This window comes from Bradyrhizobium sp. WSM3983 (assembly GCF_000473045.1).
Taxonomy (GTDB): Bacteria; Pseudomonadota; Alphaproteobacteria; order Rhizobiales; family Xanthobacteraceae; genus Bradyrhizobium.
In genome coordinates this window covers 162,253-184,459 of the sequence record NZ_AXAY01000007.1, presented here as the reverse complement: position 1 = coordinate 184,459, position 22,207 = coordinate 162,253, and the positions used below count along the sequence as shown (strand labels likewise).

24 protein-coding genes and 1 riboswitch are annotated in these 22,207 nt (G+C 67.1%); of the genes, 7 read left to right on the top strand and 17 right to left on the bottom strand.

Going from position 1 to position 22,207, the window contains the following annotated elements:
- The first annotated feature begins 56 nt into the window (after positions 1–56).
- Positions 57–629, top strand: a complete 573-nt coding sequence (locus tag YUA_RS0113830) for a histidine phosphatase family protein (RefSeq protein ID WP_027531239.1) — start codon at positions 57–59, stop codon at positions 627–629.
- Between the two features lies 1 nt (position 630).
- Here YUA_RS0113830 and cobT read toward each other — a convergent pair whose 3' ends face one another.
- From cobT to YUA_RS0113785, 7 genes are read right to left on the bottom strand one after another with little or no spacing between them, the layout of a single operon-like run.
- A complete protein-coding gene (cobT, locus tag YUA_RS43880; RefSeq protein WP_035970961.1) occupies positions 631–1,683 on the bottom strand; it encodes a nicotinate-nucleotide--dimethylbenzimidazole phosphoribosyltransferase in 1,053 nt (350 codons plus the stop codon).
- A 10-nt stretch (positions 1,684–1,693) separates the two neighbouring features.
- Positions 1,694–2,443 (bottom strand): precorrin-6A synthase (deacetylating), encoded by a 750-nt coding sequence (gene cobF / locus YUA_RS0113810; RefSeq protein ID WP_027531236.1) that lies wholly within the window; start codon positions 2,441–2,443, stop codon positions 1,694–1,696.
- The gene (gene cobA, locus YUA_RS0113805; protein WP_027531235.1) at positions 2,440–3,171 is read right to left on the bottom strand and encodes a uroporphyrinogen-III C-methyltransferase; all 732 of its coding nucleotides are present in this window, start codon (positions 3,169–3,171) and stop codon (positions 2,440–2,442) included. Before cobA ends, cobF begins: the two co-directional genes overlap by 4 nt.
- A complete protein-coding gene (locus tag YUA_RS0113800) occupies positions 3,168–4,478 on the bottom strand; it encodes a cobyrinate a,c-diamide synthase (RefSeq protein ID WP_027531234.1) in 1,311 nt (436 codons plus the stop codon). Before YUA_RS0113800 ends, cobA begins: the two co-directional genes overlap by 4 nt.
- Entirely contained in the window at positions 4,478–5,260 is a 783-nt protein-coding gene (gene cobM / locus YUA_RS0113795) for a precorrin-4 C(11)-methyltransferase (protein WP_027531233.1), read from the bottom strand. The genes YUA_RS0113800 and cobM overlap by 1 nt, the downstream gene beginning before the upstream one ends.
- Positions 5,257–5,625: a cobalamin biosynthesis protein gene (locus tag YUA_RS0113790; RefSeq protein ID WP_027531232.1), complete on the bottom strand. Its 369-nt coding sequence runs from the start codon at positions 5,623–5,625 to the stop codon at positions 5,257–5,259. The genes cobM and YUA_RS0113790 overlap by 4 nt, the downstream gene beginning before the upstream one ends.
- Positions 5,622–6,803, bottom strand: a complete 1,182-nt coding sequence (locus tag YUA_RS0113785) for a bifunctional cobalt-precorrin-7 (C(5))-methyltransferase/cobalt-precorrin-6B (C(15))-methyltransferase (protein ID WP_027531231.1) — start codon at positions 6,801–6,803, stop codon at positions 5,622–5,624. Before YUA_RS0113785 ends, YUA_RS0113790 begins: the two co-directional genes overlap by 4 nt.
- Here YUA_RS0113785 and YUA_RS0113780 point away from each other — a divergent pair.
- Positions 6,802–7,548: a cobalt-precorrin-6A reductase gene (locus YUA_RS0113780; protein ID WP_027531230.1), complete on the top strand. Its 747-nt coding sequence runs from the start codon at positions 6,802–6,804 to the stop codon at positions 7,546–7,548. The two genes, YUA_RS0113785 and YUA_RS0113780, sit on opposite strands and share 2 nt — an antisense overlap.
- Here YUA_RS0113780 and cobJ read toward each other — a convergent pair.
- From cobJ to YUA_RS0113745, 7 genes are read right to left on the bottom strand one after another with little or no spacing between them, the layout of a single operon-like run.
- Positions 7,524–8,258: a precorrin-3B C(17)-methyltransferase gene (gene cobJ, locus YUA_RS0113775; RefSeq protein WP_027531229.1), complete on the bottom strand. Its 735-nt coding sequence runs from the start codon at positions 8,256–8,258 to the stop codon at positions 7,524–7,526. The two genes, YUA_RS0113780 and cobJ, sit on opposite strands and share 25 nt — an antisense overlap.
- The gene (locus YUA_RS0113770; RefSeq protein ID WP_027531228.1) at positions 8,255–8,986 is read right to left on the bottom strand and encodes a precorrin-2 C(20)-methyltransferase; all 732 of its coding nucleotides are present in this window, start codon (positions 8,984–8,986) and stop codon (positions 8,255–8,257) included. Before YUA_RS0113770 ends, cobJ begins: the two co-directional genes overlap by 4 nt.
- Before the next feature lie 2 nt (positions 8,987–8,988).
- Positions 8,989–9,618, bottom strand: coding sequence for a precorrin-8X methylmutase (locus tag YUA_RS0113765; RefSeq protein ID WP_027531227.1), 630 nt, complete (start codon positions 9,616–9,618; stop codon positions 8,989–8,991).
- Positions 9,618–10,781 (bottom strand): precorrin-3B synthase, encoded by a 1,164-nt coding sequence (cobG, locus tag YUA_RS0113760; protein WP_027531226.1) that lies wholly within the window; start codon positions 10,779–10,781, stop codon positions 9,618–9,620. Before cobG ends, YUA_RS0113765 begins: the two co-directional genes overlap by 1 nt.
- Entirely contained in the window at positions 10,778–14,026 is a 3,249-nt protein-coding gene (cobN, locus tag YUA_RS0113755; RefSeq protein WP_027531225.1) for a cobaltochelatase subunit CobN, read from the bottom strand. The genes cobG and cobN overlap by 4 nt, the downstream gene beginning before the upstream one ends.
- A complete protein-coding gene (gene cobW / locus YUA_RS0113750) occupies positions 14,026–15,060 on the bottom strand; it encodes a cobalamin biosynthesis protein CobW (protein ID WP_027531224.1) in 1,035 nt (344 codons plus the stop codon). Before cobW ends, cobN begins: the two co-directional genes overlap by 1 nt.
- Positions 15,057–15,431 carry a DUF1636 domain-containing protein gene (locus tag YUA_RS0113745; protein ID WP_027531223.1) on the bottom strand — a complete coding sequence of 125 codons (375 nt, stop codon included), beginning with the start codon at positions 15,429–15,431 and terminating at the stop codon, positions 15,057–15,059. The genes cobW and YUA_RS0113745 overlap by 4 nt, the downstream gene beginning before the upstream one ends.
- 94 nt (positions 15,432–15,525) lie before the next feature.
- Positions 15,526–15,745, bottom strand: a riboswitch (cobalamin riboswitch).
- Positions 15,746–15,785: 40 nt separating this feature from the next.
- Here YUA_RS0113745 and cobO point away from each other — a divergent pair.
- Both cobO and YUA_RS0113735 read left to right on the top strand, forming a co-directional pair.
- Entirely contained in the window at positions 15,786–16,421 is a 636-nt protein-coding gene (gene cobO, locus YUA_RS0113740) for a cob(I)yrinic acid a,c-diamide adenosyltransferase (protein WP_027531222.1), read from the top strand.
- A 9-nt stretch (positions 16,422–16,430) separates the two neighbouring features.
- Entirely contained in the window at positions 16,431–17,879 is a 1,449-nt protein-coding gene (locus tag YUA_RS0113735) for a cobyric acid synthase (RefSeq protein WP_027531221.1), read from the top strand.
- On the opposite strand, the gene cobD is transcribed toward YUA_RS0113735, so the two are convergent.
- Both cobD and cbiB read right to left on the bottom strand, forming a co-directional pair.
- Positions 17,868–18,833 carry a threonine-phosphate decarboxylase CobD gene (gene cobD / locus YUA_RS0113730; RefSeq protein WP_027531220.1) on the bottom strand — a complete coding sequence of 322 codons (966 nt, stop codon included), beginning with the start codon at positions 18,831–18,833 and terminating at the stop codon, positions 17,868–17,870. The genes YUA_RS0113735 and cobD overlap by 12 nt on opposite strands.
- A gap of 11 nt (positions 18,834–18,844) precedes the next feature.
- Positions 18,845–19,798 (bottom strand): adenosylcobinamide-phosphate synthase CbiB, encoded by a 954-nt coding sequence (gene cbiB, locus YUA_RS0113725; RefSeq protein WP_027531219.1) that lies wholly within the window; start codon positions 19,796–19,798, stop codon positions 18,845–18,847.
- A 121-nt stretch (positions 19,799–19,919) separates the two neighbouring features.
- On the opposite strand from cbiB, the gene cobU reads away from it, so the two are divergent.
- Genes cobU through bluB form a run of 3 tightly spaced genes read left to right on the top strand, consistent with a single transcriptional unit; the run spans position 19,920 to position 21,844 of the window.
- Complete coding sequence (cobU, locus tag YUA_RS0113720) at positions 19,920–20,426, top strand: bifunctional adenosylcobinamide kinase/adenosylcobinamide-phosphate guanylyltransferase (RefSeq protein WP_027531218.1); 507 nt, start codon at positions 19,920–19,922, stop codon at positions 20,424–20,426.
- Entirely contained in the window at positions 20,423–21,208 is a 786-nt protein-coding gene (cobS, locus tag YUA_RS0113715) for an adenosylcobinamide-GDP ribazoletransferase (RefSeq protein WP_027531217.1), read from the top strand. Before cobU ends, cobS begins: the two co-directional genes overlap by 4 nt.
- Positions 21,209–21,211: 3 nt before the next feature.
- Positions 21,212–21,844, top strand: a complete 633-nt coding sequence (gene bluB, locus YUA_RS0113710; RefSeq protein WP_027531216.1) for a 5,6-dimethylbenzimidazole synthase — start codon at positions 21,212–21,214, stop codon at positions 21,842–21,844.
- Between the two features lie 26 nt (positions 21,845–21,870).
- Here the strand turns inward: bluB and YUA_RS0113705 are convergent, their stop codons facing one another.
- Positions 21,871–22,200 carry a nuclear transport factor 2 family protein gene (locus YUA_RS0113705; RefSeq protein WP_245285160.1) on the bottom strand — a complete coding sequence of 110 codons (330 nt, stop codon included), beginning with the start codon at positions 22,198–22,200 and terminating at the stop codon, positions 21,871–21,873.
- Positions 22,201–22,207 lie beyond the last annotated feature (7 nt).

Genomic DNA, 22,207 nt, shown 5'->3' with positions numbered 1-22,207 from the left:
CAATGTGTCTGTTGCGGCGATATTGCCACAGCGGCCAACTTCCCTGGGAGATCTGCATGGAAGGCGAGACCTTCCTCTGGCTGATACGGCATGCCCCCGTCGACGGCGTCGCGGGGACCATCCATGCGACCGATGCGCCGGCGGACTTTGGCGATCGCGTGCATCTGGAGGCGCTGCGCCGGCTTCTGCCGCCGGATGCGGCGAGCTATGCGAGCCCGGCGCGACGCACGGTCGAGACGGCGCGCGCGCTGGGGCTGGAGCCTGAGTTGCTGACCGAATTCAGCGAGCAGGATTTTGGCGACTGGACCGGCCGGCGGCATGACGAACTTGCAGCGAGCGGTGGCGAGGCGTATGCGCAGTTCTGGAGCGATCCCGCGCGCGGACGGACGCCGGGCGGGGAAAGTTTTGAGGATCAGGTCGCGCGCGTCCGGCTGGGGCTCGCACGGATCGGCGCAGGTTCGGCAACGCTCGTCGTGCATTCCGGCACCATCCGCGCCGCGCTCTGCATCGCGCTCGACCTGACGCCGGAAGCCGCCTTGCGCTTCGTAGTCGATCCGCTCTCCCTGACCCGGATCGATCGGCTCGCGATCGGCTGGCGCGTCGTCTCGGTCAATCAGCGCATGGCGTGAATCAGGCCGGCCGATCCGGCACATTGGCCTGCGCGAACGTCGCCATGTCGTTGTGAAGCGCGCAGGCCGACCGTACCAGCGGCAGGGCGATCGCAGCGCCCGATCCCTCCCCGAGCCTGAGATCGAGGCTGATCAGCGGCTGCACGTTCAGCGCGCGTAGCACCAGCCGGTGGCCTTGTTCGGCCGATTGATGCGAGGCGAGCTGGAACGGCTGGCACGATGGATTCAGCCGCACCGCCGCCAGGGCTGCAACCGAGACGATAAAACCGTCGATCAGCACGGGAATGCGCGCCTGCGCTGCCGCGATGATCGCGCCGGAGATCGCCGCGATCTCGAGGCCGCCCACGGCGCAGAGGATCTTTTCGGGTGCTGCACCCGCAACACCGTGACGCGCGATCGCCGCATCGATCACGCGCGCCTTGTGCGCACGTCCCGCTGCATCGACACCGGTACCCGTGCCCGCGATTTCCCCGGCGCTGATGCCGAGCAGGCCCGCGGCGATCGCCGCCGAGGCCGTGGTGTTGCCGATCCCCATCTCGCCGAAGATCAGGAGATCGGGCTGATTGGCCTTGGCACGCGCCACGGCGCGCTGGCCAGCCTCGAAGGCGAATGCCAGCTCCGCCGGCGTGAGTGCAGCGTCGACGCTGAAATCGCGGGTACCAAGCCTCGGCTTGTCCATGACAATGCCCGGCATCTCCGCCTCCGCCAGCGTGCCGGCGTCGACGACCTCAAGGGTCGAACCAAGCTCGCGCGCCAGCACCGAGATCGCGGCACCGCCAGACGCAAAGTTCGCCATCATCGCGATGGTGACAGCTTGCGGATAGGCCGACACGCCCTGCGCGACGATGCCGTGATCGCCGGCGAAGATGATGATCGGCACGCGTGCGGCTCGAGGGCGTTCGGTTGCCTGCAAGCCGGCAAGCTCGATCGCGAGCTGCTCGAGCCGGCCGAGCGCCCCGGTCGGTTTTGTCAGTTGCGCCTGCCGCGCGATCGCGGCGTCGCGATGAGGGGCGGAGATCTCGGGGCATTTCTGAGTAACCCATTCAGGGAGCATGCTGCCTCGCTTACGGCCTGCGCTTGAGAATGTAACTGTCCATGATCCAGCCATGCCGCTCGCGCGCGTCCTGTCGCGCTGCGACGATACGCGGGCCTACGACAGCCAGCGCGCCGGACATGATGATCTGATCTGGCATGCCGAGATAGGCGCCCCACCAGATGTGAAGTCCCGCCGGATCGAGCGACTGGAACGCCGTGCCGCCGTCGAGCATCACCACCACAGTATCGACGCCCGCCGGCCAGCCGCCTTCGCGCAAGCGGCGTCCTGTCGTGACCAGAAAGGGCTCGCCGATGTCATTGAGCGGCAGCGCATGCGCCGCGCACAGCGCCTGGATCGAGGTGATGCCGGGCACGACCTCAATATCAGGCAACGGATTGAGCCGCCGCGCGATGCGCAGCGAGGAATCGTACAGCGAGGGATCGCCCCAGATCAGCAGCGCGACCTTACCGTCACCGCCGAGATGATCAGCGATCGTCTGCGACCAGGTCGCGGCGATCGCGTCGTGCCAATCGTCCACGCCCTTGCGGTAATCGGCTTCACCGGCGTCGCGTAGGGGAAGATCGAACTCGGCAATGCGTGTGTTGTCGTTGGTGAGCACATCCGCGCAGATGGTGCGCCTGAGATCGGCGAGATCGGATTTTGCCGTCCCCTTGCGCGGGATCAGAACGAGATCGGCTGCGTTGATGGTTTGAACCGCAGCGCGCGTGAGCTGCCCGGGATCGCCGCAACCGATGCCGATCAGGGAGAGGGTCATCATGACGATCCGCCCTCCGCCAGCGCGCCGAACATGATCACGGCCGCCGTGGAAGCCGCGCCGCCGCGCGCGAGTTGCTCGGCGAGCTCGGCAATGGTGGTGCGCACCAGCCGCTCGTCGGGACGGCCGAGGGACTCGGCGAACAGCGCCGGTGTCCTGGGCGCAAGACCGTGCTCGATCAATTTCGCGACGAGCGCCGGAAACGTGCGCCGGCCCATGTAGACGACGGTGGTCGCGTCCGGGTCGGCCAGCGCCGCCCAGTTCAAATTCTGCGGCAGCTCGCCGGTGACATCGGCGCCGGTCACGAACTGCACCCGGCGCGAGGTGTGGCGGCGGGTCAGGGGAATGCCGGCTTGCGCGGCGGCAACGCAAGCCGAAGTGACGCCCGGAATGATCTCGTAGCCGATGCCGGCCTCACGCAACGTCTCGAGCTCCTCCTCGAGCCGGCCGAAGATTCCGGCATCGCCCGACTTCAGCCGCACGACGCGCACGCCCGTCGCGGCGTAGTCGACCAGGAGGCGGTTGACGTGATGCTGTTTTGTTGACGGCCGCCCTGCCCGCTTCCCGACCGCGACAAGATTGGCGTCGGGCCGCGCGAGATCGAGGATCGCGCCGGAGGCGAGATCGTCATAGAGCACGACATCGGCCTCGCGCAGCCGCGCGGCGCCCTTGAGCGTGAGAAGCTCGGGATCGCCGGGGCCGGCGGAAATGAAGGAGACAAAGCCGCTCACCGGTCCTCCGCAATCAGATGGAAGAACGTGCCAGTGGCGTGGCCGCGCCGCGAGCCGGTTTCAGCGATGACCGCGCCGGTTGCGTCCTGCACGACGGCCAGCGGCGTATCGGGCTGGGCGACGATCGTCGAATAGTGAAATTCATGACCGCGCAGGCGCGCACCGACCTGATGGCCCGGCATCGGCGCTGCGAGTGCAGCGAGACGATAGCCCAGATGCATGCGGCGCTTGGCAAAGCTCGTCTCCAGTCCGAGCACGCCCGTCATCTCATGCCTGATACCGTCGGCATCGGTCAAAGCCGTTCCCAGCACCATATAGCCTCCGCATTCGCCGTGCACCGGCCGTGTCTCGGCGAAGGCGCGCAGGCCATTGCGGAAGCGCGCATTGGCGGCGATCTTGCTGGCATGAAGCTCGGGATATCCGCCGGGCAGCCAGCACACATCGGCGCTGGCATCAGGCGCTTCATCGGCAAGCGGCGAGAATGTCAAGATCTCCGCGCCGGCCGCGCGCCAGGCTTCCAGCATATGCGGATAGACGAAGGAGAACGCAGTATCGCGCGCGAGCGCGATGCGCTGACCGGGCGGCGTCACGTTCAAGCCGTTCGCCGCTGGTTGCACAGACCACGCGGCCGCCGAGCGCAGCACCGCATCGAGATCGACATGCTCTGAGACAAAGCGCGCGGCTTCGTCGATCAGTTTTCCGATCTCGGCCTGCTCCTCGGCCTGCACCAGGCCGAGATGCCGCTTCGGCAGGCTGATCTCGGCATGGCGCGGCAGCGCGCCGAACATTGCGATGCCGGCGTCATTGAGCGCACAACGCACGAGGTCCTCGTGACGGGGGCTCGCGACGCGGTTGAGCACGACGCCGGCAAGGCGCACGCCGGCGCGATAGTCGCGAAGACCTGCGGCAATCGCCGCGGCCGTCTGCGCTTGCCCGGAGGGGTCGATCACCAGCACCACCGGCCAGCCCAGCATCTCAGCGATGTCGGCGGTGGCTCCGGTGCCGGAAACACCGCGCGCGGCAACGCCGTCGAACAGGCCCATCGAGCCCTCGGCGAGCACGATGTCGGCGTCAAGGCCCCGGCTGACGAGATGCGCGATCGTCGCGCGGTCCATTGCCCAGCTATCGACATTGACGGAGGCGTGGCCTGTGGCGGCGGCGTGAAAGGCGGGATCGATATAGTCCGGTCCGCTCTTGAAGCACTGCACGTGCAATCCGCGATTGCGCCAGGCGCGCGCGAGCGCCAGCGTCAGCGTGGTCTTGCCGACGCCGGAGGCTGGCGCGGAGATGACGAGACCCGCCGGCATCACCACGCCTCCGGAAAGCGCGGCTCGGCGCCGACAGGCCGATAGCGGCGATCGTAGTCAGCGGCATAGAGGCGGCTCTCGTCAAAATCCGCAGCGCCAAGAGTCTTGCCAACCAGGATGAGCGCGGTTCGCTCCATCTCGCCTCCGACGGCGGCGTCGAGCGTCGCAAGCGTAGCGCGCACGATGCGCTGATCGGGCCAGCTCGCGCGCCAGACGATAGCGACCGGACACTCCGCGCCGTAAGGCGGCGTCAGCTCGGCGATGACCTTGTCGAGCAGATGGATCGACAAATGGATGGCAAGCACCGCGCCCGTTGCGGCAAAGGCCGCGAGCTTCTCGCCCTCGGGCATCACGCTGGCGCGGCCCGGCGTGCGCGTCAGCACGACCGACTGGGCAAGACCGGGCAATGTCAGCTCGGCTTCGAGCGCGGCGGCAGCGGCTGCGAAGGACGGCACGCCCGGCGTCACCGTGAAGGGAATGCCGAGTGCGCGCAAGCGGCGAAGCTGCTCGCCCATCGCCGACCAGATCGAGAGATCGCCGGAATGCAGCCGCGCAACGTCCTTGCCCTCCGCATGCGCGGTGGCAAGCTCCGCGACGATCTCGTCGAGAGACAACGGCGCCGTATTGACGATGCGCGCGCCGGGCGGGCAATGCGCCAGCACGCCCTCCGGCACCAGCGAGCCAGCATAGAGACAGACCGGACAGGCCGCGATCAAATCGCGTCCGCGCAAAGTGAGAAGATCGGCAGCGCCCGGCCCGGCGCCGATGAAGTGCACCGTCATACCCCCTCTCCTTCGGCGATCGCGGCGGTCGCGGTGCGATCTCGCGAGACGGCGCGCGTTGCGATGAGTCGCGCGCGAGGGCCGGCCGCGGCGAGCGCCGCCGCCTCGGCGACCGATCCCGTGCCGAATTTTTCGGTGATGAGCTGCGACTGCGTCGGCGTGGCGATACCGGCCAGCATTTCGGCCGGGACGGCCCTGATCGGAACGCCGCACTCGCGCGCGAGCTGCTTCAACGGCTCCGCATCGGCCTTGTCGATGACGGTCGCCAACGCCGCAAGGCCTTGAGTGCCGCCGGCCGCCAGAAGCGCCTCGCGCAACGAGACGAGCGTGACATCCTTTTTGAATCCGAGCCCGGCCACCTTCATCGGACTGCACTCCACTGCACCACCGGCCGCGCCGCCTCCCATGACCGGTAGCGGCCGAGCGGAGCGACATGCGCAATCTCGACTCGCATCAGCTCGCCGCCATGACGCTGATGCAGCTCGCCGAGCAGCGCATCCGTCTCCAGCGTCACCGCATGTGCGACCAGACGCGCACCCGGCGCGAGCCGCGACCAGATAGAGTCGAACATCGCAAGGTCGAGACCACCGCCGATGAAGACGGCATCGGGCGGGTCCAGGGCGGCAAGCGCTTCGGGGGCTTGCCCGGTGAGGACGGTGATCCGATGCGCCAATCCGAACACGGCCGCATTGCTGCGCGCATTTGCGGCGCGATCCTCGCGCGCTTCGATCGCAATCGCGGTGCCGCCGCACAGCGCCCACTCCACCGAGACCGAGCCGGACCCGGCGCCGATATCCCACAACCGCTCGCCGAGACGTGGCGCCAACGCCGAGAGTGCGAGCGCGCGCATCGGTCGCTTCGTGATCTGGCCGTCATGGACAAAGAGATCGTCCGCAAGGCCCGAGCTGCGGGGAATGCCTTGGCCTCCCCTCGCCTGCACCGCCACCGCAACCAGATTTCCAGCAATATCCTCAGCGAAGAGATCTGCGCGATGCTGGTCGATGTATTCGCGTGGGCCGCCAAGGGCGGCGAGAGTCCACAGGAGCGAGGCGCCCCATCCGCGTTCCGTCAGCCATTTGGCGAGTTTGGCCATCGCCGCTGCGTCGCGCACTAGGCAAATGATGCGTGCATCTTGCGCCAAATGCGGCACAAGGCGCTCGAACGGTGCGGCGTGGAGACCGAGACAGGCTGTTGCTTCGAGCCGCCAACCCAGGCGCGCGGCGGCGAGCGAGAAGGTCGATGGCGCCGGATGCGCGATCCACTCGTCCCCATAAAGCTTCTCGGCGAGGCTTGCACCCGCGCCGTACCAAAACGGATCGCCGGAGGCCAGCACCGCCGTCGGCCGGCCGCGGCAGCTCAGCACGATGTCAGCGTCGAACGGCACCGGCCACACGCGGCCGCGGCTTCCCACATCCGCAAGCGCGAGATGACGCTCGCCGCCAAAGACGGTTTCCGCGCTGGACAGGGCCTTTCGGCTTGCTTCCGACAGCCCGGCAAGGCCATCTTCGCTGATACCGATGATGGTCAGCCAGGGATCAGTCATGATGCGCGCCCTTATATTGGGCGGAATTACCGATGCGAGCTTGCTCGCCGCGGAGATCGCACGCGCGGGCATTGATGCCGTGTATTCTTACGGTGGCCGCACGCGCGCGCCTGCCGATCAGCCGCTGCCGACCCGCATCGGCGGTTTTGGTGGCGTGAGCGGGCTTGCCGATTACGTCAGGCGCGAAGGCATCACGCATGTGATCGACGCGACGCATCCTTTCGCGGCCGAGATGAGCCGCAACGCCGTCGAAGCGTGTGCAGAAACCGGTACGCCACTGGTGGCGCTGGAACGTGCGCCCTGGACCAGAGGACCGGGCGACAACTGGATCGAAGTCGGTGATGTCAACGCCGCGGGTGCCGCCCTTCCCGAAGCGCCCACAAGCGTGTTCCTCGGCATCGGCCGCCAACACATCGCGCCGTTCGCGACGCGGCCGCAGCACACCTACACGCTGCGATTCGTCGATCCGCCCGAAGCGCCGCTGCCCTTCGCTGCCGATGTGATCGTATCGCGCGGACCGTTCACCCTTGATGGCGAGTTGGAGATGATGCGCAGACGCGGCATCGCGTGGATCGTGGCGCGCAATTCCGGCGGCGACGGTGCGCGCGCCAAGATCGATGCCGCCCGCATGCTTGGCCTGCCCGTGATCATGATCTCGCGACCACGACTGCCCGAGCGGCTGCGGGTGGAGAGCGTCACTGAAGTGATGCAATGGCTGGATCATCGGACCTGCCTCGGCGCATAGACCCAGCGGCCGACGCGACGCGTCTGCGAGTTGCCGACGATGACGAGCGTGCGCATGTCGGCCATTTCAGGCGTCGCGTCGTTCAGCGTCACGGTCACGATCTTCTCGTCGGCAGCGGTGATCGCGCGCGCGAAAATCACGAGGCGCTCACCGCAGCCCGCCTCTTTCAACACCGCGAGCGCGCGGCCGAATCCTTCCGGCCGGCTCGCCGAGCGCGGATTGTACAGGGCGATGGAAAAATCAGCTTCCGCGGCAAGCCGCAGGCGCTTCTCGATCACCGCCCAGGGCTTGAGATTATCGGAGAGATTGATCGCGCAGAAATCGTGGCCGAGCGGCGCACCGGCGCGCGCCGCGGCGGCCAGCATCGCAGTGATGCCCGGCAGCACGCGGATCGGCAGATCCTGATAGTGCGGCGCCTGTTCGAGCGCCTCGAACACGGCCGAGGCCATCGCAAACACGCCGGGGTCGCCGGAGGAGACGACGACGACCTGGCCGCCTTCGGCGGCAAGCCGCAGCGCCTCGGCTGCCCGCTGCAGCTCTTCGCGGTTGTCGGACGGATGCAGGGTGAGACCGGCACGCGCCGGGACGCGCGCGACATAGGGCGCATATCCCAAAATATCGGTCGCGGCGGCCAACGCGGCGGAAACCTCCGGCGTCACCAGCGCATCATTGCCCGGCCCGAGGCCCGCGATGGTCAATGTGCCCGTCATTCGGCGGCGTCCGGATGCCGGCCCTTGCCGTGGACGAGCACGATCGCAAAGTAAGGACAGTCAGCGGCATCGATCTCGGCGAGCCGCACGACGCGTTCCCCCGGCATGGTGCCGCGCTCGACCAGCCAGGCATCGTCGAGCCGGCCGGCGGACGCGAGCGCGCGGCGCACTTTTGCAAGATTGCGGCCGGTCTTCATGATCACCAGCGCATCAGAATCGCGCATGCGGCGTTCGAGCTCGGCTTCAGCCAGCGTGCCCATCAGCACCGTGGTCACGTCGTCGCCAAGCGCGATCGGTTGACCAACGCCGTTCCAGCAGCCGACCATGCCGGGAATGCCGGCGATCACCTCGATCTCGATGCGGCCCTGCAAGCGCGTGTGCAGATGCATGAAGGAGCCGTAAAAGTAAGGATCGCCCTCGCAGAGCACGACGACATCGACGGCGCGCGCCAGCCGCGCCAGCCGCTCTGCCCATTCGTCGTAGAAGCCGGCCAGCAGCTGGATGTAGCCCGTGCTGTCGAAGGCGATCTCGGTGGTAACAGGATATTCCATGGGATATTCGCTGACATCGGCAGCGAGCATGCCTTCGACGATGCGACGCGCCTGGCCGGGCCGCCCCTTCTTGCGGAAAAAAGCGACGTGCTTCGCGCCGCGCACGGTGCGATCGGCGCGCACGCTCATCAGATCGGGATCGCCGGGGCCGAGACCGCAGCAGATGATGCGTCCCATCGCTATTCGCTCCGGCTTGCGAGCGCATTCACGGCGGCGACCGTGATCGCGGAGCCGCCGAGGCGGCCTTCGACCGTCAGCGCCGGCACGGGAGGACTGGCCATCAGCGCGGCCTTGGATTCGGCCGCGCCAACGAAGCCGACCGGGCAGCCGACGATCGCCGCGGGCCGCGGGCAGTCGCGATCCTCAAGCATGTTGAGCAGATGAAACAGCGCGGTTGGCGCATTGCCGATCGCGACGATCGCGCCATCGAGATGCGGCCGCCACAGTTCCAGCGCGGCGGCCGAGCGCGTATTGCGCATGGACTGCGCCAGCGCGGGAACGGACTCGTCGCCGAGCGTGCAGATCACGGCGTTGGCTGCGGGCAATCTCGCGCGCGTAATTCCCTCCGAGACCATGCGCGCATCGCACAGAATCGGCGCGCCCTTCTGCAAGGCCGCGCGCGCAGCGGTCGCCATGCCAGGCGTGAAGCGGATATGCGCCTCCAGCCCCACCATGCCGGCGGCGTGGATCATCCGCACCACGACCTGCTCTTCGTCCGGCGTGAAGCGCGCCAAATCGGCCTCGGCTCTGATGGTCGCGAAGGATTGCCGATAGATTGCCGCACCGTCGGTCTCGTAAGGGTACGGCATCAGTGCCCTCCCATCAGGATGGAGGGATCGCGAATGATGTCGTCGCGGTCGAGCCCGCGCAGGATGGGCTCATCGCGGGTCGATCCGCCGCGCACGAGATCGAATCCCGCACCGGTCGCAACCAGGGTGATCGCCGCCGCGCCGGAATGGGCGCAGCCTTTGGCGCAGCCCGAGACGTGAAGCCGCGCGGCAGCGCCGATATTCGGCGCGAGCGCCGCGGCCAGCGCACGGGTGTCGGCGTGGGCCTCGCGGCAGCGCGGCGCGCCGCTGCAGGCGACCACACGCAGCGCCGGATCGTATGCCTCGGTGATCAATCCGGCCGCGGTCGGCATCGTCCGCTTGCCGTCGCTCAAGACCATGCGCCACGGCGTCATCCGCAGCGCGTGCCCGCAACCCGACAACTGATTGAGCGTCGCGTGCGGCATCTGCCCGAAGGCGACACCGACCATGGCGCCTTGCGGATAGAGACCGGGCCGCACCGCGGCCATGATGGGCGCAGGCTCCGCCTCGCCGCGAAGCGCCTCGGGCAATTCCGCTCCGGCCGCAAGATGCGTTGCCATGCGCCCTCGCCCGCCCCGCGCGCCACCGGAGGTGACGAACCAGCTTGCGAAAGCGAGTGCAGTGGTCACGGCTTCGCCGCGCGCGACGCTGCAGCCGAGCCGGGCGCCATCCGCGCGCACGAGTAGACCGCCGGCGGCGTCACGTTCGATCCGCACGTCAGCGGAATTCCCCGCGAGCACGCGCGACTTGCCGTCATCGATGGCGAAACCGAATTTGGTCGGCAACTCGAGCCTGGAGTCCGCAAGTGCCTCTTCGAGTTCGGCGGCGAGCGCCTGAGTCTCGTCGCCGTCGCGCCAGAACGGCGTGACCAGAATGTTACGCCGGGATTCGGTGTCGGCATCGGGGTCGAGCAATGCCAGTTGCGCAAGACCATCAAGCAGCAGCCGGTGGCTGGCCTCACTGACGCCCCTGATCTGGAGATTGGCGCGGCTCGTCACGTCGATCAGACCATTGCCGTGGCGCTCGGCGAGATGCGCAATCCCGGCGGTCTGTGCCGTATCGAGCCGGCCACCGAACGGGCGTACGCGGACCACGAGCCCGTCGCCCGATTGCATCGGCCGCAGCGCGCCAGGACACCAGCCCTTGACCATGGACGCGCTCATGACGCCTCCTTGAGCGCAGCCGCAATCGAATTGCGGCGCGTTCGCCAGAGCGAGGCCTCGTGCAGACGCGTGAAGCAGGCCTCCATCGCAGCAAGCGCCGCCGGATTTTCACGTCCCATGAAGGCACGGACGTCGGCGTCGCCGAGCGTCGCGTCAAAGTAGAGATCGAACAGATGCGGCGGCACGGCGCCGGCGAGATGCGCGAAGGCGGCCATGTGCTCCAGCGTCGCGGTGATCTCGGCGGCCCCGCGAAAACCGTGGCGCATCATGCCGGCGATCCAGGCCGGATTGGCGGCGCGTGCGCGGACCACGCGCGAAATCTCTTCGGTCAGCGTGCGCGCATGCGGCTGCTCGGGACGCGTCGTGTCGAGGTGATAGAGCGATGGCCCCGCTGCGCCGAGATGCGCTGCAGCCGCCGCCACGCCGGCTTCGTGCGCAGCATAGTCGGCGGCGAGCAGCAGATCGGTTTCCGGCAGATCCTGGACGTGGACGAAAGCATCGGCGGACGCGAGCCGCTGTTCGATGCCGGCGCGATCGTGCCTGATCTCGCCATCGGCGGAGAACGCCCAGGACGATGCCGACAGCCAGGCCTCGCCCGCGGCATCGCGCGTCACTGGCGTGAAGGCATCGGGGATTGTCGAGAGGCCGACGCCGTATTGCCCGGGGCGCGGTGCGAACACGCGCGAGGCGCGGTGGCGATAGGGATTCTCGTCGCCCTCCTCCTCGCGGCTCGCTAGCGCTTCTGTGGCGGCCTCGAACAATTGCGCCAGGCCTGCGAAGACATCGCGAAACAGGCCTGACACACGCAGCGTGACATCGATGCGGGGACGGCCAAGCTCCGCCGGCGCGACGATGTCGTAACCGGTGACGCGGCCGGAGGCGTGGTCCCAGCGCGGCGCAAGGCCGGCCAGATGCAGCGCCATCGCAAACTCTTCGCCTGCGGAGCGCATTGTCGCGGAGCCCCAGAGATCGACCACGAGGCCTTTCGGCCAGTCGCCGTGATCCTGAAGGTGACGACGCAGCAGCTCTTCGGCGAGCCTGATGCCTTGCGCATGCGCCGACGGCGTCGGCACTGCACGGGGATCGGCGGCGAAGAGATTGCGTCCCGTCGGCAGAACGTCCCCGCGCCCGCGATAGGGCGAGCCCGACGGGCCCGGCGCGACGCGATGGCCCGCAAGCGCGGCACGCAGCGCATCCCGCTCGGCCTCGCCACAGGCGCCGCGGCCGAACACGTGCAGGCCATCGCCGAACTGGCTTTCCTTGAGATCACAGACGAAGCGATCGATCCGCGGGATCGCTTCGGCCGGCGCAGCCGATGCATCGAGGCCGAGATCGTCTTCGAGGCCCGCTGTGCGCGCCTCGTCGCGGATCGCGGCGATCAGGCGCTGGCGGCGCGCGGGATCGAGACCGTCGGCGGTCGAGTATTCGTCGAGCAGACGTTCGAGCCGGCGCAGGCCTTCGGGCACGGCGGATTGTTCGAGCGGCGGCGGCAGATGGCCAATGGTGACGGCGCCGATGCGCCGCTTGGCCTGCGCGGCTTCGCCGGGATCGTTGACGATGAAGGGATAGATGACGGGGAGATCGCCGATCAGGGCTGCCGTCCAGCAGTGCGAGGACAGCGCCACGGATTTCCCCGGCAGCCATTCCAGCGTGCCGTGCGCGCCCATATGCACGACCGCATCGATCCCCTGCTCGCGGAGCCAGAGATAGAACGCGACATAGGCATGGCGCGGCGTGCGGGCGAGATCGTGATAGTCGGAATCGCGCGTGGTCGCATCACCGCGCTCGGGTTGGACTGCAATAATCGACTGGCCGCATGAGATCGCAGCGAAGTGGAACGCGCCATCGCGGTAGCTCGGATCATTCTGCGGCGCGCCCCAGGCTTGCGCGAGATCGTCTTGCAAGACTTTCGGAAGACGCGATAGCGCCGCGCGGTACTCAGCAACGCTCCACGTCAATTTATGCGTCAGCAGTGTCTCGCCGAGCGCTCCGACCGGCGCGACATTGAAGCCGGCCTCCGCGAGATCGGATACCAACACTTCGACCGAAGCCAACGCGTCGAGACCGACTGCATGCGCGATCTGGTGCGGGCGTCCGGGATAGTTCGAGACCACAATGGCCAACCGCTTCTCGGCAGGCGGCTTCTCCGCGAGGCGCCGCCAGGCCGCAACGCGGCCGGCGACGGCCTTCACACGCTCCTCATCCGGCCTGTGGGCCAGATGCGAAAATTGCAGATCGGGATCGCGCATCGCGGCCGACTTGAAGCTCACCACGCCCGCGAACAGGCGGCCGTCGACCTCCGGCAGCACCACATGCATCGCGAGATCGCCGGGCGACAGGCCGCGCATCGACTCCGCCCAATCTTCCCGCCGCGCCGATGAGAGCGCGACCTGGAAGACGGGACAGGGTGCGGTATCGAACGGGGTCGTGCCGTCATCGCCCATCGCCGAGAACGCCGTCGCATTGACGATCGCGGCCGGAGGATTCTTGGCGAGATGCGCCCGCAGCCAATCGGCAACGCCTGCAGCCTTCAGCGAGGTGACGAACACGCCATGAGCGTCAAAGCCCTTTTCGCGCAGCGCGGCGATCAGCGCATCGACCGGGCCGGTGTCCGCGGCGGTGAGATAGGAGCGGTAGAAGGTCACCAGCGCGAGCGGCCTGCCCTCGCTCGGCACCGGCGCCGCAATCACACCAAATGCGGGATCGTAGAAGCCCATCTCGGGAACGGTCATCTCGCCGGTGACCGGCCCGGCATAAAGGCCCGAGGCCAGCGCGAGCTGCGCGATCGCGGCTTGCGCCGCGACCGGACCGCCGGTGTCGCAGAGCACCTTGAGCCGCCGCAGCGTCGAGACCGGCAGGGTCGAATACGCATCGAGCCGTGTATCGTCGCGGCCATCGGCCGGCAGCACGGCGAGCACGATGTTGCGGTCTTTTGTCAGTTGCTGGAGCGCCGCGAGCCCGTATGGCCAGTAGGATTCACCGCCGATGAGGCGCACCAAAATGCCGCGTGCCTGCGACAGCGTGCGCTCGACATAGGTGTCGACCGAGAGCGGATGACGGAGTTCCGCGAGGTTCGCCAGCCGCAGCGACGGCAGGCTGTCGCGGCCACGCCGCCAGCCGGCCGCAAACGCAGCGAGATCGGAATCCGAGTACGAGAGCACCACGAGATCGGCCGGGTCCTGGCCGATGTCCCTTGGCGTCGCGGTCTCCTCCAGACCGCGGCTCTCGCGGAAGACGACGTGCATCAGACTCCCAATCCCGCCTTGATGGCGGCCTCGTCGATATCGCCGTGCTCGCCGATCACGACGAGCTTTGACCGTCTGTTGCCCGCGCCCCAGGGCTTGTCGAACTGGTGGCGCACGCGTTCGCCGACAGCTTGCAGCAGAAGACGCATCGGCTTGCCCGCGACCGCGATGTAGCCCTTGGCGCGCAGCACATTCTGCTCGCGCGCCAGCTTCTGGACGGAAGTGACCAGCGCATCGACATCCGCAACTTCCGGAAGATCGATCACGACGGAGGCGAAATCGTCATGCTCATGCTCCTCCTCGCCGTCATGATGCGAGGGACGCGCGGCGAGATCGTTCTCAGCGGCAGCGCTGAGACCGAGGATGATGCGCGCATCGATCGCACCGTCCGTGATGGGCAGCATCGGCACGCGGCGCGGCATCTCTGCGGTGATCAAGGCCTTGGCAGCTTCCACCCCAGCCGCGCCCGCGAGATCGGCCTTGGTCAGCAGCACGATGTCGGCGCAGGCGATCTGGTCTTCGAACACTTCCGACAGCGGCGTTTCGTGATCGAGATTCTCGTCCGCCGCGCGCTGCGCTTCGACGGCATCCGGATCGGGCGCGAAACGGCCGGCGGCGACAGCCTCGGCATCGGCCAGCGCGATCACGCCGTCGACGGTGATGCGCGAGCGGATCTCCGGCCAGTCGAACGCCTTGAGCAGCGGCTTGGGCAACGCAAGACCTGAAGTCTCGATCAGAATGTGATCGGGCCGCACCGGGCGCGCCAGCAACTTCTCCATGGTCGGAATGAAATCGTCCGCGACAGTGCAGCAGATGCAGCCATTGGCGAGCTCGACGATGTTTTCTTCCGGGCAGTTGGCATCGGCGCAGGATTTCAGGATCTCGCCATCGACACCCTCACTGCCGAACTCGTTGACGAGGACAGCGAGCTTCTTGCCGTTGGGATTTGCGAGCAGATGCTGGATCAGCGTCGTCTTGCCGGAGCCGAGAAAACCGGTGACCACCGTCACCGGGACTTTTGCGAGCGAGTTCATTCGGCGGCCTCCGGCAACACGGCAATGGGGGGAATGCGCGCAAGCGATTGCTTGCGGAAGATTTCCGGCCGGCTGCGCCAGGGCACGAGGCCATCGGGCGCGGCGGCATAGGCTGCGGCGCCCGCGACCACGTCGCTCGCATTCGCATCTGACAGCCGGCCATAGACATAGGACCAACGGCCGGGTGCGCTGAGCGCGACCGAGCAGCCCTGATTGCATGCAGACAGGCATTCCACGGGAACCACATTGACGCCGTCGGGCACGCCGGCCTCGAGGATCGCGCCATGCAAGCGCTTACCGGGCGTGACCTCGTCCTCGCCAAGCGTCTCGCCGGCGCGGCAGGTGATGCAAACGTGCAGTGTGACGGTCATCGCCTCTTCCAGATAATCAGCGGGAGGCGAAGAGGCCTACGAACCGTTCTTGCGAAGGCCCGCTTCCCCGTCGCGGAACACCCCGTCCGCCGGTCCAAAAATCGTCCGCGCTGGCAGGTCTCCCGGCTTGCGGAGCAGGGTTTCCCCTTCGATCCCCGCCTTCCCGATCCCCAGGGGGATCAGTGGCTTTGGGCATCTCTCCGGTCACGGTCGCGGGGGCGGCTGCATTTTGGACCCAAATCTTGCCGATTCGGACCCTATCGCATTCCCTCTTCGCCTGTCATAGGACAGGAACCAACGCCGGGCCACCATTTGCCCCCGGCCGCCTCTTGTCAAGCCGAAGGACCCTGTCAGATGACGCCTGAACCGGATACCCAAACGGCCGACGAAACCGACGCCAAGCACGCCGCAAAAATGGCGAAGATCAAGGTCGCCCGCGACAAGATCATGGCGACCAAGAGCGGCGAAAAGGGCCTCATTATCGTCCACACCGGCGCCGGCAAGGGCAAGTCGTCCTCCGCCTTCGGCATGATCGTGCGCTGCGTCGCCCATGGCCTTCCCTGCGCCGTCGTGCAGTTCATCAAGGGCGCCTGGGATACCGGCGAGCGGCGCCTGCTCACCGGCCATTTCGGCGAGCTCTGCCAGTTCCACGCCATGGGCGAAGGCTTTACCTGGGAGACGCAGGACCGCGCCCGCGACATCGCGGCCGCGCGCGCCGGCTGGGAGAAGGCGAAGGAGCTGATCCTCGATTCCAATTTGCGCATGGTCGTGCTCGACGAGATCAATATCGCGCTGCGCTACGACTATCTCGACATCGCCGAGGTCGTCGACTTCCTGAAGACCTCGAAACCGCCGATGACGCATGTCGTGCTCACCGGGCGCAACGCCAAGGACGAACTGATCGAGATCGCCGATCTCGTCACCGAAATGACGCTGGTGAAGCATCCGTTCCGCTCGGGCATCAAGGCGCAAGCCGGCGTCGAGTTCTGAACGACAGCGATGGCACACGCATTGATGATCCAGGGCGCCGGTTCGGACGTGGGCAAGTCGCTCATCGTCGCCGGCCTTGCGCGCGCCTTCACGCGGCGTGGCCTGCGCGTGCTCCCGTTCAAGCCGCAGAACATGTCGAACAACGCGGCGGTGACCGTCGATGGCGGCGAGATCGGCCGGGCCCAGGCGCTTCAGGCGCTGGCTGCGGGCGTCGAGCCGCACACCGACATGAATCCGGTGCTGCTGAAACCAGAGACCGATGTCGGTGCACAGGTGATCGTGCAGGGAAAGCGCATCGCGACCGCGCCGGCGCGCGAATATGCGGCGATGAAGCCTTCCTTGATGGGCGCCGTGCTGGAGAGCTTTGAGCGGCTGAAGGCGCGCGCTGATCTGGTGCTGGTCGAAGGCGCCGGCAGTCCCGCCGAGGTCAACCTGCGCGAGGCCGACATCGCCAATATGGGCTTTGCGCGCAAGGCCGACGTCCCCGTCGTGCTGGTCGGCGACATCGACCGCGGCGGCGTCATCGCGCAGCTCGTCGGGATCAAGACGGTGATCGATCCTGACGATGCCGCAATGATCCAGGGATTTGTCATCAACAAGTTTCGCGGTGATCCCACGCTGTTCGATGATGGCTACAGGCTGATCGAAGCGAAGACCGATTGGCGCGGCCTTGGCGTGCTGCCCTGGTTCGCGCGCGCCGGCGAGCTGCCGGCCGAGGATGCGCTCGGCCTCAGTGACGCGCGCAAGCCCGGTCAATGCAAGATCGCGTGCCTCGCACTGTCGCGGATCGCCAATTTCGACGATCTCGATCCGCTGAAACTCGAGCCGGGTGTCGATCTCGTGATGGTGCGTCCGGGCGAAGCGATTCCCGGCGATGTCAGGCTGGTCATCATCCCCGGCTCCAAATCCACCCGCGGCGATCTCGCCTTCCTCCGCGCACAGGGCTGGGACATCGACCTGCTCGCGCATCACCGCCGCGGCGGCCATGTGCTTGGGCTGTGCGGCGGCTACCAGATGCTTGGGCGCAGCGTCGCGGACCCAGATGGCATCGAAGGCCCCGCGGGCGACACGCCGGGCCTCGGACTTCTGGATGTGGAAACTGTAATGAGCCCGGAGAAGACGCTGACGCGTGTTGAGGCCGTGCATGCGGCGACGGATCAAGCGATCCACGCCTACGAAATCCACATCGGTCGCACCGATGGGGCGGACCGCGCGCGACCGTTCGCGAAACTGAATGGCGAGCCGGAAGGCGCGATCTCACACGATGGCCGCGTGCAGGGCAGTTATCTGCACGGCCTCTTCACGTCGGATGATTTCCGCAAGGCCTTCCTCGCAAAGCTCGACATTCCCGCAGGCGAAGAGCCATATCATGCGAGAGTCGAGAGCACACTCGATGCCCTCGCCGACCACATCGAAAAGCACCTCGACGTCGAAGGCCTGCTCGCGCTAGCGCGCTAGCACCTCGGTAAGGCGCGTCCATTCGGATTCGCTGCCCGGAAGTCCGAGGCGCAGCCATGTCGGGTTCTGCGCGAAGACTCGGGACCAGATCTGGCCACGCGCGAGTTTCTCCTGCGCGGCACCTGCATCCGCCGTCTCGTAGAGGCGAAACAGTGGCGCGCCGCCGACGAGCCGCCAGCCTTGCGACTGCACCAGCTCATCGAGGCGAACACAGTCGCGCGCAAGCCGCGCCGACGTCGCCTTGGCCCAGGCATCATCGCGCAAGGCGCGGCAGCCGATTGCGATCGCGGCGCCCGACACCGGCCATGGACCTGACATCGCCGCGAGATTGCCGATGTCAGCGGCATTACCGATCGCGAAGCCGAGCCGTACGCCGGCAAGCCCATAGAACTTTCCGAACGAGCGCAGGATCATCAGCCCAGGCTGCCCTGCTTCTGAAGCGAGCGAGAGCTCGGGAACGGCGTCAACAAAACTCTCGTCGATGACGAGACGATCGACGCGCGGCAACAACGCAAGCAGGTCCCTCGGGGCATGACAGCGCCCGTCGGGATTGTTGGGATTGACGACGATGGCAAGGTTCGCACCCGACAACGCATCGAGCTCCCTCACCTCCTCGACCTCCCATCCCGCCGCCGACAGAACGGGGGCATATTCGTTGTAGGTCGGGGCGAGGATGCGAGCCCGGCCGCGCGGCGCCAGTTGCGGCAAAAGTTGAATGGCGGCTTGCGCACCCCCCATCGCAACGATCGGCGCGCTTGTCGCGTAGGCGTGCCGTGCGGCCTGATGCAGCGCCTCGATCTCGGATCGCGACGGCAACGCCTGCCAATGGTGCGCGGCGATTTCGCCCAGGGGATAAGGCAGCCGGTTGATCCCGGTCGAGAGATCAATCCAGTCCTCCGAGCGTCTGCCAAAACGCTGCTGGGCCAGATCGAGATTTCCACCGTGCTCGCGCATGCCCTGTTCTTTCACGCAAAGGCCAGGATCGCAAGGACGCCCGCGAGCAGCAGCATGGCGCGGCGGTAGACGGTCAATCCCTCGACGATGTCGGCCGCCAGCGGATCGCGCGCGCCTTCGTTGAGCCAGGGCTCGTCGGTGATGCTGCCGTGATAGATGCGGGGGCCGCTGAGCCGCACGCCCAGCGCGCCGGCCATCGCCGCTTCCGGCCAGCCGGCATTAGGCGAACGGTGGCGGCGCGCATCGCGCGTCATGCACGACAGCGCCTCGGATCGTCGCGGCGCCAGCAGCACGAAGAGAAAGCCGGTCAGACGGGCCGGAATGAAATTGGCGACATCGTCGATGCGCGCCGCGGCCCAGCCAAAGGCTTCGTGCCGTTCGCTGCGATGGCCGATCATGGAGTCCAGCGTGTTGATTGCCTTGTATCCCAATATGCCCGGCAGGCCGAACAGTGCGCCCCACAACAGCGGCGCGACGATACCGTCGGACGCGTTTTCGGCGAGGCTTTCGATGGCGGCGCGCGCGATGCCGGCCTCATCGAGCGCAGCAGGATCGCGGCCGACGATGCGTGACACCGCTTCGCGCGCGGCGGCGATGTCGCCGCCCAGCAGAGGATTTGCGACGGCCGCGACATGATCATGCAGCGAGCGCAGCGCAACCAGCGGCCAGGCGAGGATGCCGACCAGCACGATCTGGGTCCAGCCCCAAGGCAGTAAGAATTGAAGCAAGGATTGAAGCGCCCAACCGAGCGCGACCGCGAGCGCAATCACCAGAAGCGCGCCGGCGACGCCCGCAACGCGGCGAAGCGCCGGCGGATCAGACTCGCGATTCCAGCCGGTATCGATGGCGGCGATCAGCCGACCCAGCCAGGTCACGGGATGGCCGATCCGCGCAAACAACGGTGACGGCCAGCCCAGCAGGGCATCCACCGCCATCGCCACCACCATCGCGCCCGCAAAACCCACACCAGCCTCCTGTCCCGCCCCTGTTGCGCAAAGCGAGGGGCGAGCGCAAGCCCCCGGGTGCCTGATTTCGGCTTTGTCTTTGGCCGCGATTGGTGATTAGTCAGGCTCACAGGAGACCTTCATGGCCGTCATCTTGATCACGGGCGGAGCGCGATCGGGCAAGAGCGCCCACGCGGAAAAGCGCGCGCGCAGCTTTCCGGGCCGGCCCATCTACATCGCGACGGCCGAGGCGCTCGATGCCGAAATGGAGACGCGCATCGCGAAGCATCGAGCCAAGCGCGCGGCGGTCGACTGGATTGAGCGGGAGGTACCGCTGGATCTCCTGCAGACGCTGATCGAAACCGATGGCGGTGGCCCAAGGCTCGTGGACTGCCTGACCTTGTGGCTCTCCAATATGATGCATGCGGGGCGCGACTGGGAACACGAGGTCACGAAACTCGCCGTCTTCCTCGGCGGCCAGAAAAGCCCGGTCGTTTTCGTCACTAACGAGGTCGGTCTCGGCATCGTGCCCGACAATGCGCTGGCGCGCAGCTATCGCGACGCCGCCGGCATCATGAACCAGATCATGGCGGCCGTTGCTAACGAGGTCGATTTCGTGGTCGCCGGCCTGCCGATGAAACTGAAATGACGCCGCGCGCCGACATTCTGAAAGACGTCGTCGCCGATCTCAGGATCGCTGCGTCCTTCGTCACGATCGTGCCGGTGGCATCGTCAAACCCGGCCGGCGATGGTGACATCGCGCGCGCGACCTGGGCGCTGCCGATCGCGGGATTGCTGGTAGGCCTTGCAGGCGCGGTGGTCTACGCGCTCGCGAACAAGCTGGGACTGGCACCAGGCATGGCCGCCCTGCTCGCGCTCGCCGCAACCGCCCTCGTCACCGGCGCCCTGCACGAAGACGGGCTTGCCGACACCGCCGACGGACTCGGCGGTGGACGGACGCGCGCGCGCAAGCTCGAGATCATGCGCGACAGCAGGATCGGCAGCTACGGTGTCTGCGCGCTGATCCTGTCGTTCGGCCTGCGCTGGAGTGCGTTGGCCACAATCGCCAATCCATGGGCCGTGATGCTGGCTTTGTGCTCGGCCCACGCTGCGGCCCGCGCCGGGGTGCCGGCCTTCATGTCGTTGATAGCCCCGGCGCGTCCCGACGGGCTCTCCGCGCGCGCCGGATCGCCGCCGGGCCGCAGCGTGGCCATCGCCTTCGCTGTTGGAACGCTCGCCCTCGCCCTTGCGCTCGGACCGGCCAAGGCGCTGGTCGGCCTGGTCCTGCTGTCCCTCGCGGGGCTCGTCCTGGCGCGGCTCGCCATCCGTCAGATCGGCGGACAAACCGGAGACATCCTCGGCGCTTTCGAGCAGGTCGGCGAGACCCTGATCCTGCTGGTGGCCGCAGCCTTCCTTCACGTGGGAGGATGATCGATGGTCGAGTTCGACGACACCTTCCGCCGGCAATTGCGCAAGCTGTTCGTGTGGCGCCGCGACGTGCGCCGCTTTCGCACCGATGCGCTGCCCGACGGCGCCGTGGAGCGATTAATCGAGACGGCCTGCCTCTCGCCCTCGGTCGGCCTGAGCCAACCGTGGCGCTTCGTCATCGTCGATGATGCGGCACGGCGCCGCGCCGTGATCGACGATTTCAAAGCTTGCAACGCCGACGCACTGAATTGCTATTCCGGCCAGCGCGCTGGCCGCTATGCCACGCTCAAGCTCTCCGGCCTCGAACAGGCGCCCGGCCATCTCGCCGTGTTCGCCGACAAGGCCAATGATATCGGCCACGGCCTCGGCCGCGCGACCATGCCCGAGACCACCGAATATTCCGTAGTCGCGGCGATCACAGCGATGTGGCTCGCCGCGCGCGCCGAGGGCATCGGGCTCGGCTGGGTCTCGATCCTCAGCCCGGACCGCATCCACGGCGTGCTCGACGTGCCCGCCTCCTGGAAGTTCATCGCCTATCTCTGCATTGGCTATCCGGAAGTCGAGTGCGATCAGCCCGAGCTCGAGCGGGCGAAGTGGGAACACCGGCGAGGTGCGGACGGATTCACGTTGCGGCGCTGATCTCGCTGAAGGCGAGTGTCCGACTGCTAATGTGAAGGGCCGCAGTTTAGGGTCTTGATCTTGCCGGCACGGTCGAACACGAGAACTGCACTTACAACCCCAGTCCTCGTGACGTACGAGATAACTGCTCCATCGTGCGAAGGTTGAAGATCGTCCAGACCGGTGGCTGGATGTTCTCGGAGACGCTCAACCCAATATGCGCGGAGTGCTTCCCTACCGGTCAAGGTCTTCACGCCGCTGCAGCTGCATTGAACCACGACATTTTCCGCGTACATCTCCAGAATTGCCTCAATATCGCCAGCGCGGTAGGCATCGAGCCAGTCAACCGCAGCGGCCATCGGGTCGAAGGACATCATCCTCACC

Excerpts from the sequence above, each read along its gene's own strand:
- YUA_RS0113765 (WP_027531227.1), bottom strand. The coding sequence starts at position 9,618 with ATGCCGTACCCTTACGAGACCGACGGTGCGGCAATCTATCGGCAATCC.
- YUA_RS0113770 (WP_027531228.1), bottom strand. The coding sequence starts at position 8,986 with ATGGGACGCATCATCTGCTGCGGTCTCGGCCCCGGCGATCCCGATCTG.
- cobO (WP_027531222.1), top strand. The coding sequence starts at position 15,786 with ATGACGCCTGAACCGGATACCCAAACGGCCGACGAAACCGACGCCAAG.
- YUA_RS0113800 (WP_027531234.1), bottom strand. The coding sequence starts at position 4,478 with ATGCCGGCGGGTCTCGTCATCTCCGCGCCAGCCTCCGGCGTCGGCAAG.
- YUA_RS0113785 (WP_027531231.1), bottom strand. The coding sequence starts at position 6,803 with ATGACTGATCCCTGGCTGACCATCATCGGTATCAGCGAAGATGGCCTT.
- cobM (WP_027531233.1), bottom strand. The coding sequence starts at position 5,260 with ATGACGGTGCACTTCATCGGCGCCGGGCCGGGCGCTGCCGATCTTCTC.
- cobG (WP_027531226.1), bottom strand. The coding sequence starts at position 10,781 with ATGAGCGCGTCCATGGTCAAGGGCTGGTGTCCTGGCGCGCTGCGGCCG.
- cobD (WP_027531220.1), bottom strand. The coding sequence starts at position 18,833 with ATGCGCGAGCACGGTGGAAATCTCGATCTGGCCCAGCAGCGTTTTGGC.
- YUA_RS0113830 (WP_027531239.1), top strand. The coding sequence starts at position 57 with ATGGAAGGCGAGACCTTCCTCTGGCTGATACGGCATGCCCCCGTCGAC.
- YUA_RS0113735 (WP_027531221.1), top strand. The coding sequence starts at position 16,431 with ATGGCACACGCATTGATGATCCAGGGCGCCGGTTCGGACGTGGGCAAG.
- cobN (WP_027531225.1), bottom strand. The coding sequence starts at position 14,026 with ATGCACGTCGTCTTCCGCGAGAGCCGCGGTCTGGAGGAGACCGCGACG.
- YUA_RS0113790 (WP_027531232.1), bottom strand. The coding sequence starts at position 5,625 with ATGAAGGTGGCCGGGCTCGGATTCAAAAAGGATGTCACGCTCGTCTCG.
- cobU (WP_027531218.1), top strand. The coding sequence starts at position 19,920 with ATGGCCGTCATCTTGATCACGGGCGGAGCGCGATCGGGCAAGAGCGCC.
- cobT (WP_035970961.1), bottom strand. The coding sequence starts at position 1,683 with ATGCTCCCTGAATGGGTTACTCAGAAATGCCCCGAGATCTCCGCCCCT.
- cobF (WP_027531236.1), bottom strand. The coding sequence starts at position 2,443 with ATGATGACCCTCTCCCTGATCGGCATCGGTTGCGGCGATCCCGGGCAG.
- cobW (WP_027531224.1), bottom strand. The coding sequence starts at position 15,060 with ATGAACTCGCTCGCAAAAGTCCCGGTGACGGTGGTCACCGGTTTTCTC.
- cobJ (WP_027531229.1), bottom strand. The coding sequence starts at position 8,258 with ATGACGGGCACATTGACCATCGCGGGCCTCGGGCCGGGCAATGATGCG.
- bluB (WP_027531216.1), top strand. The coding sequence starts at position 21,212 with ATGGTCGAGTTCGACGACACCTTCCGCCGGCAATTGCGCAAGCTGTTC.
- YUA_RS0113780 (WP_027531230.1), top strand. The coding sequence starts at position 6,802 with ATGATGCGCGCCCTTATATTGGGCGGAATTACCGATGCGAGCTTGCTC.
- YUA_RS0113745 (WP_027531223.1), bottom strand. The coding sequence starts at position 15,431 with ATGACCGTCACACTGCACGTTTGCATCACCTGCCGCGCCGGCGAGACG.
- YUA_RS0113705 (WP_245285160.1), bottom strand. The coding sequence starts at position 22,200 with ATGATGTCCTTCGACCCGATGGCCGCTGCGGTTGACTGGCTCGATGCC.
- cobS (WP_027531217.1), top strand. The coding sequence starts at position 20,423 with ATGACGCCGCGCGCCGACATTCTGAAAGACGTCGTCGCCGATCTCAGG.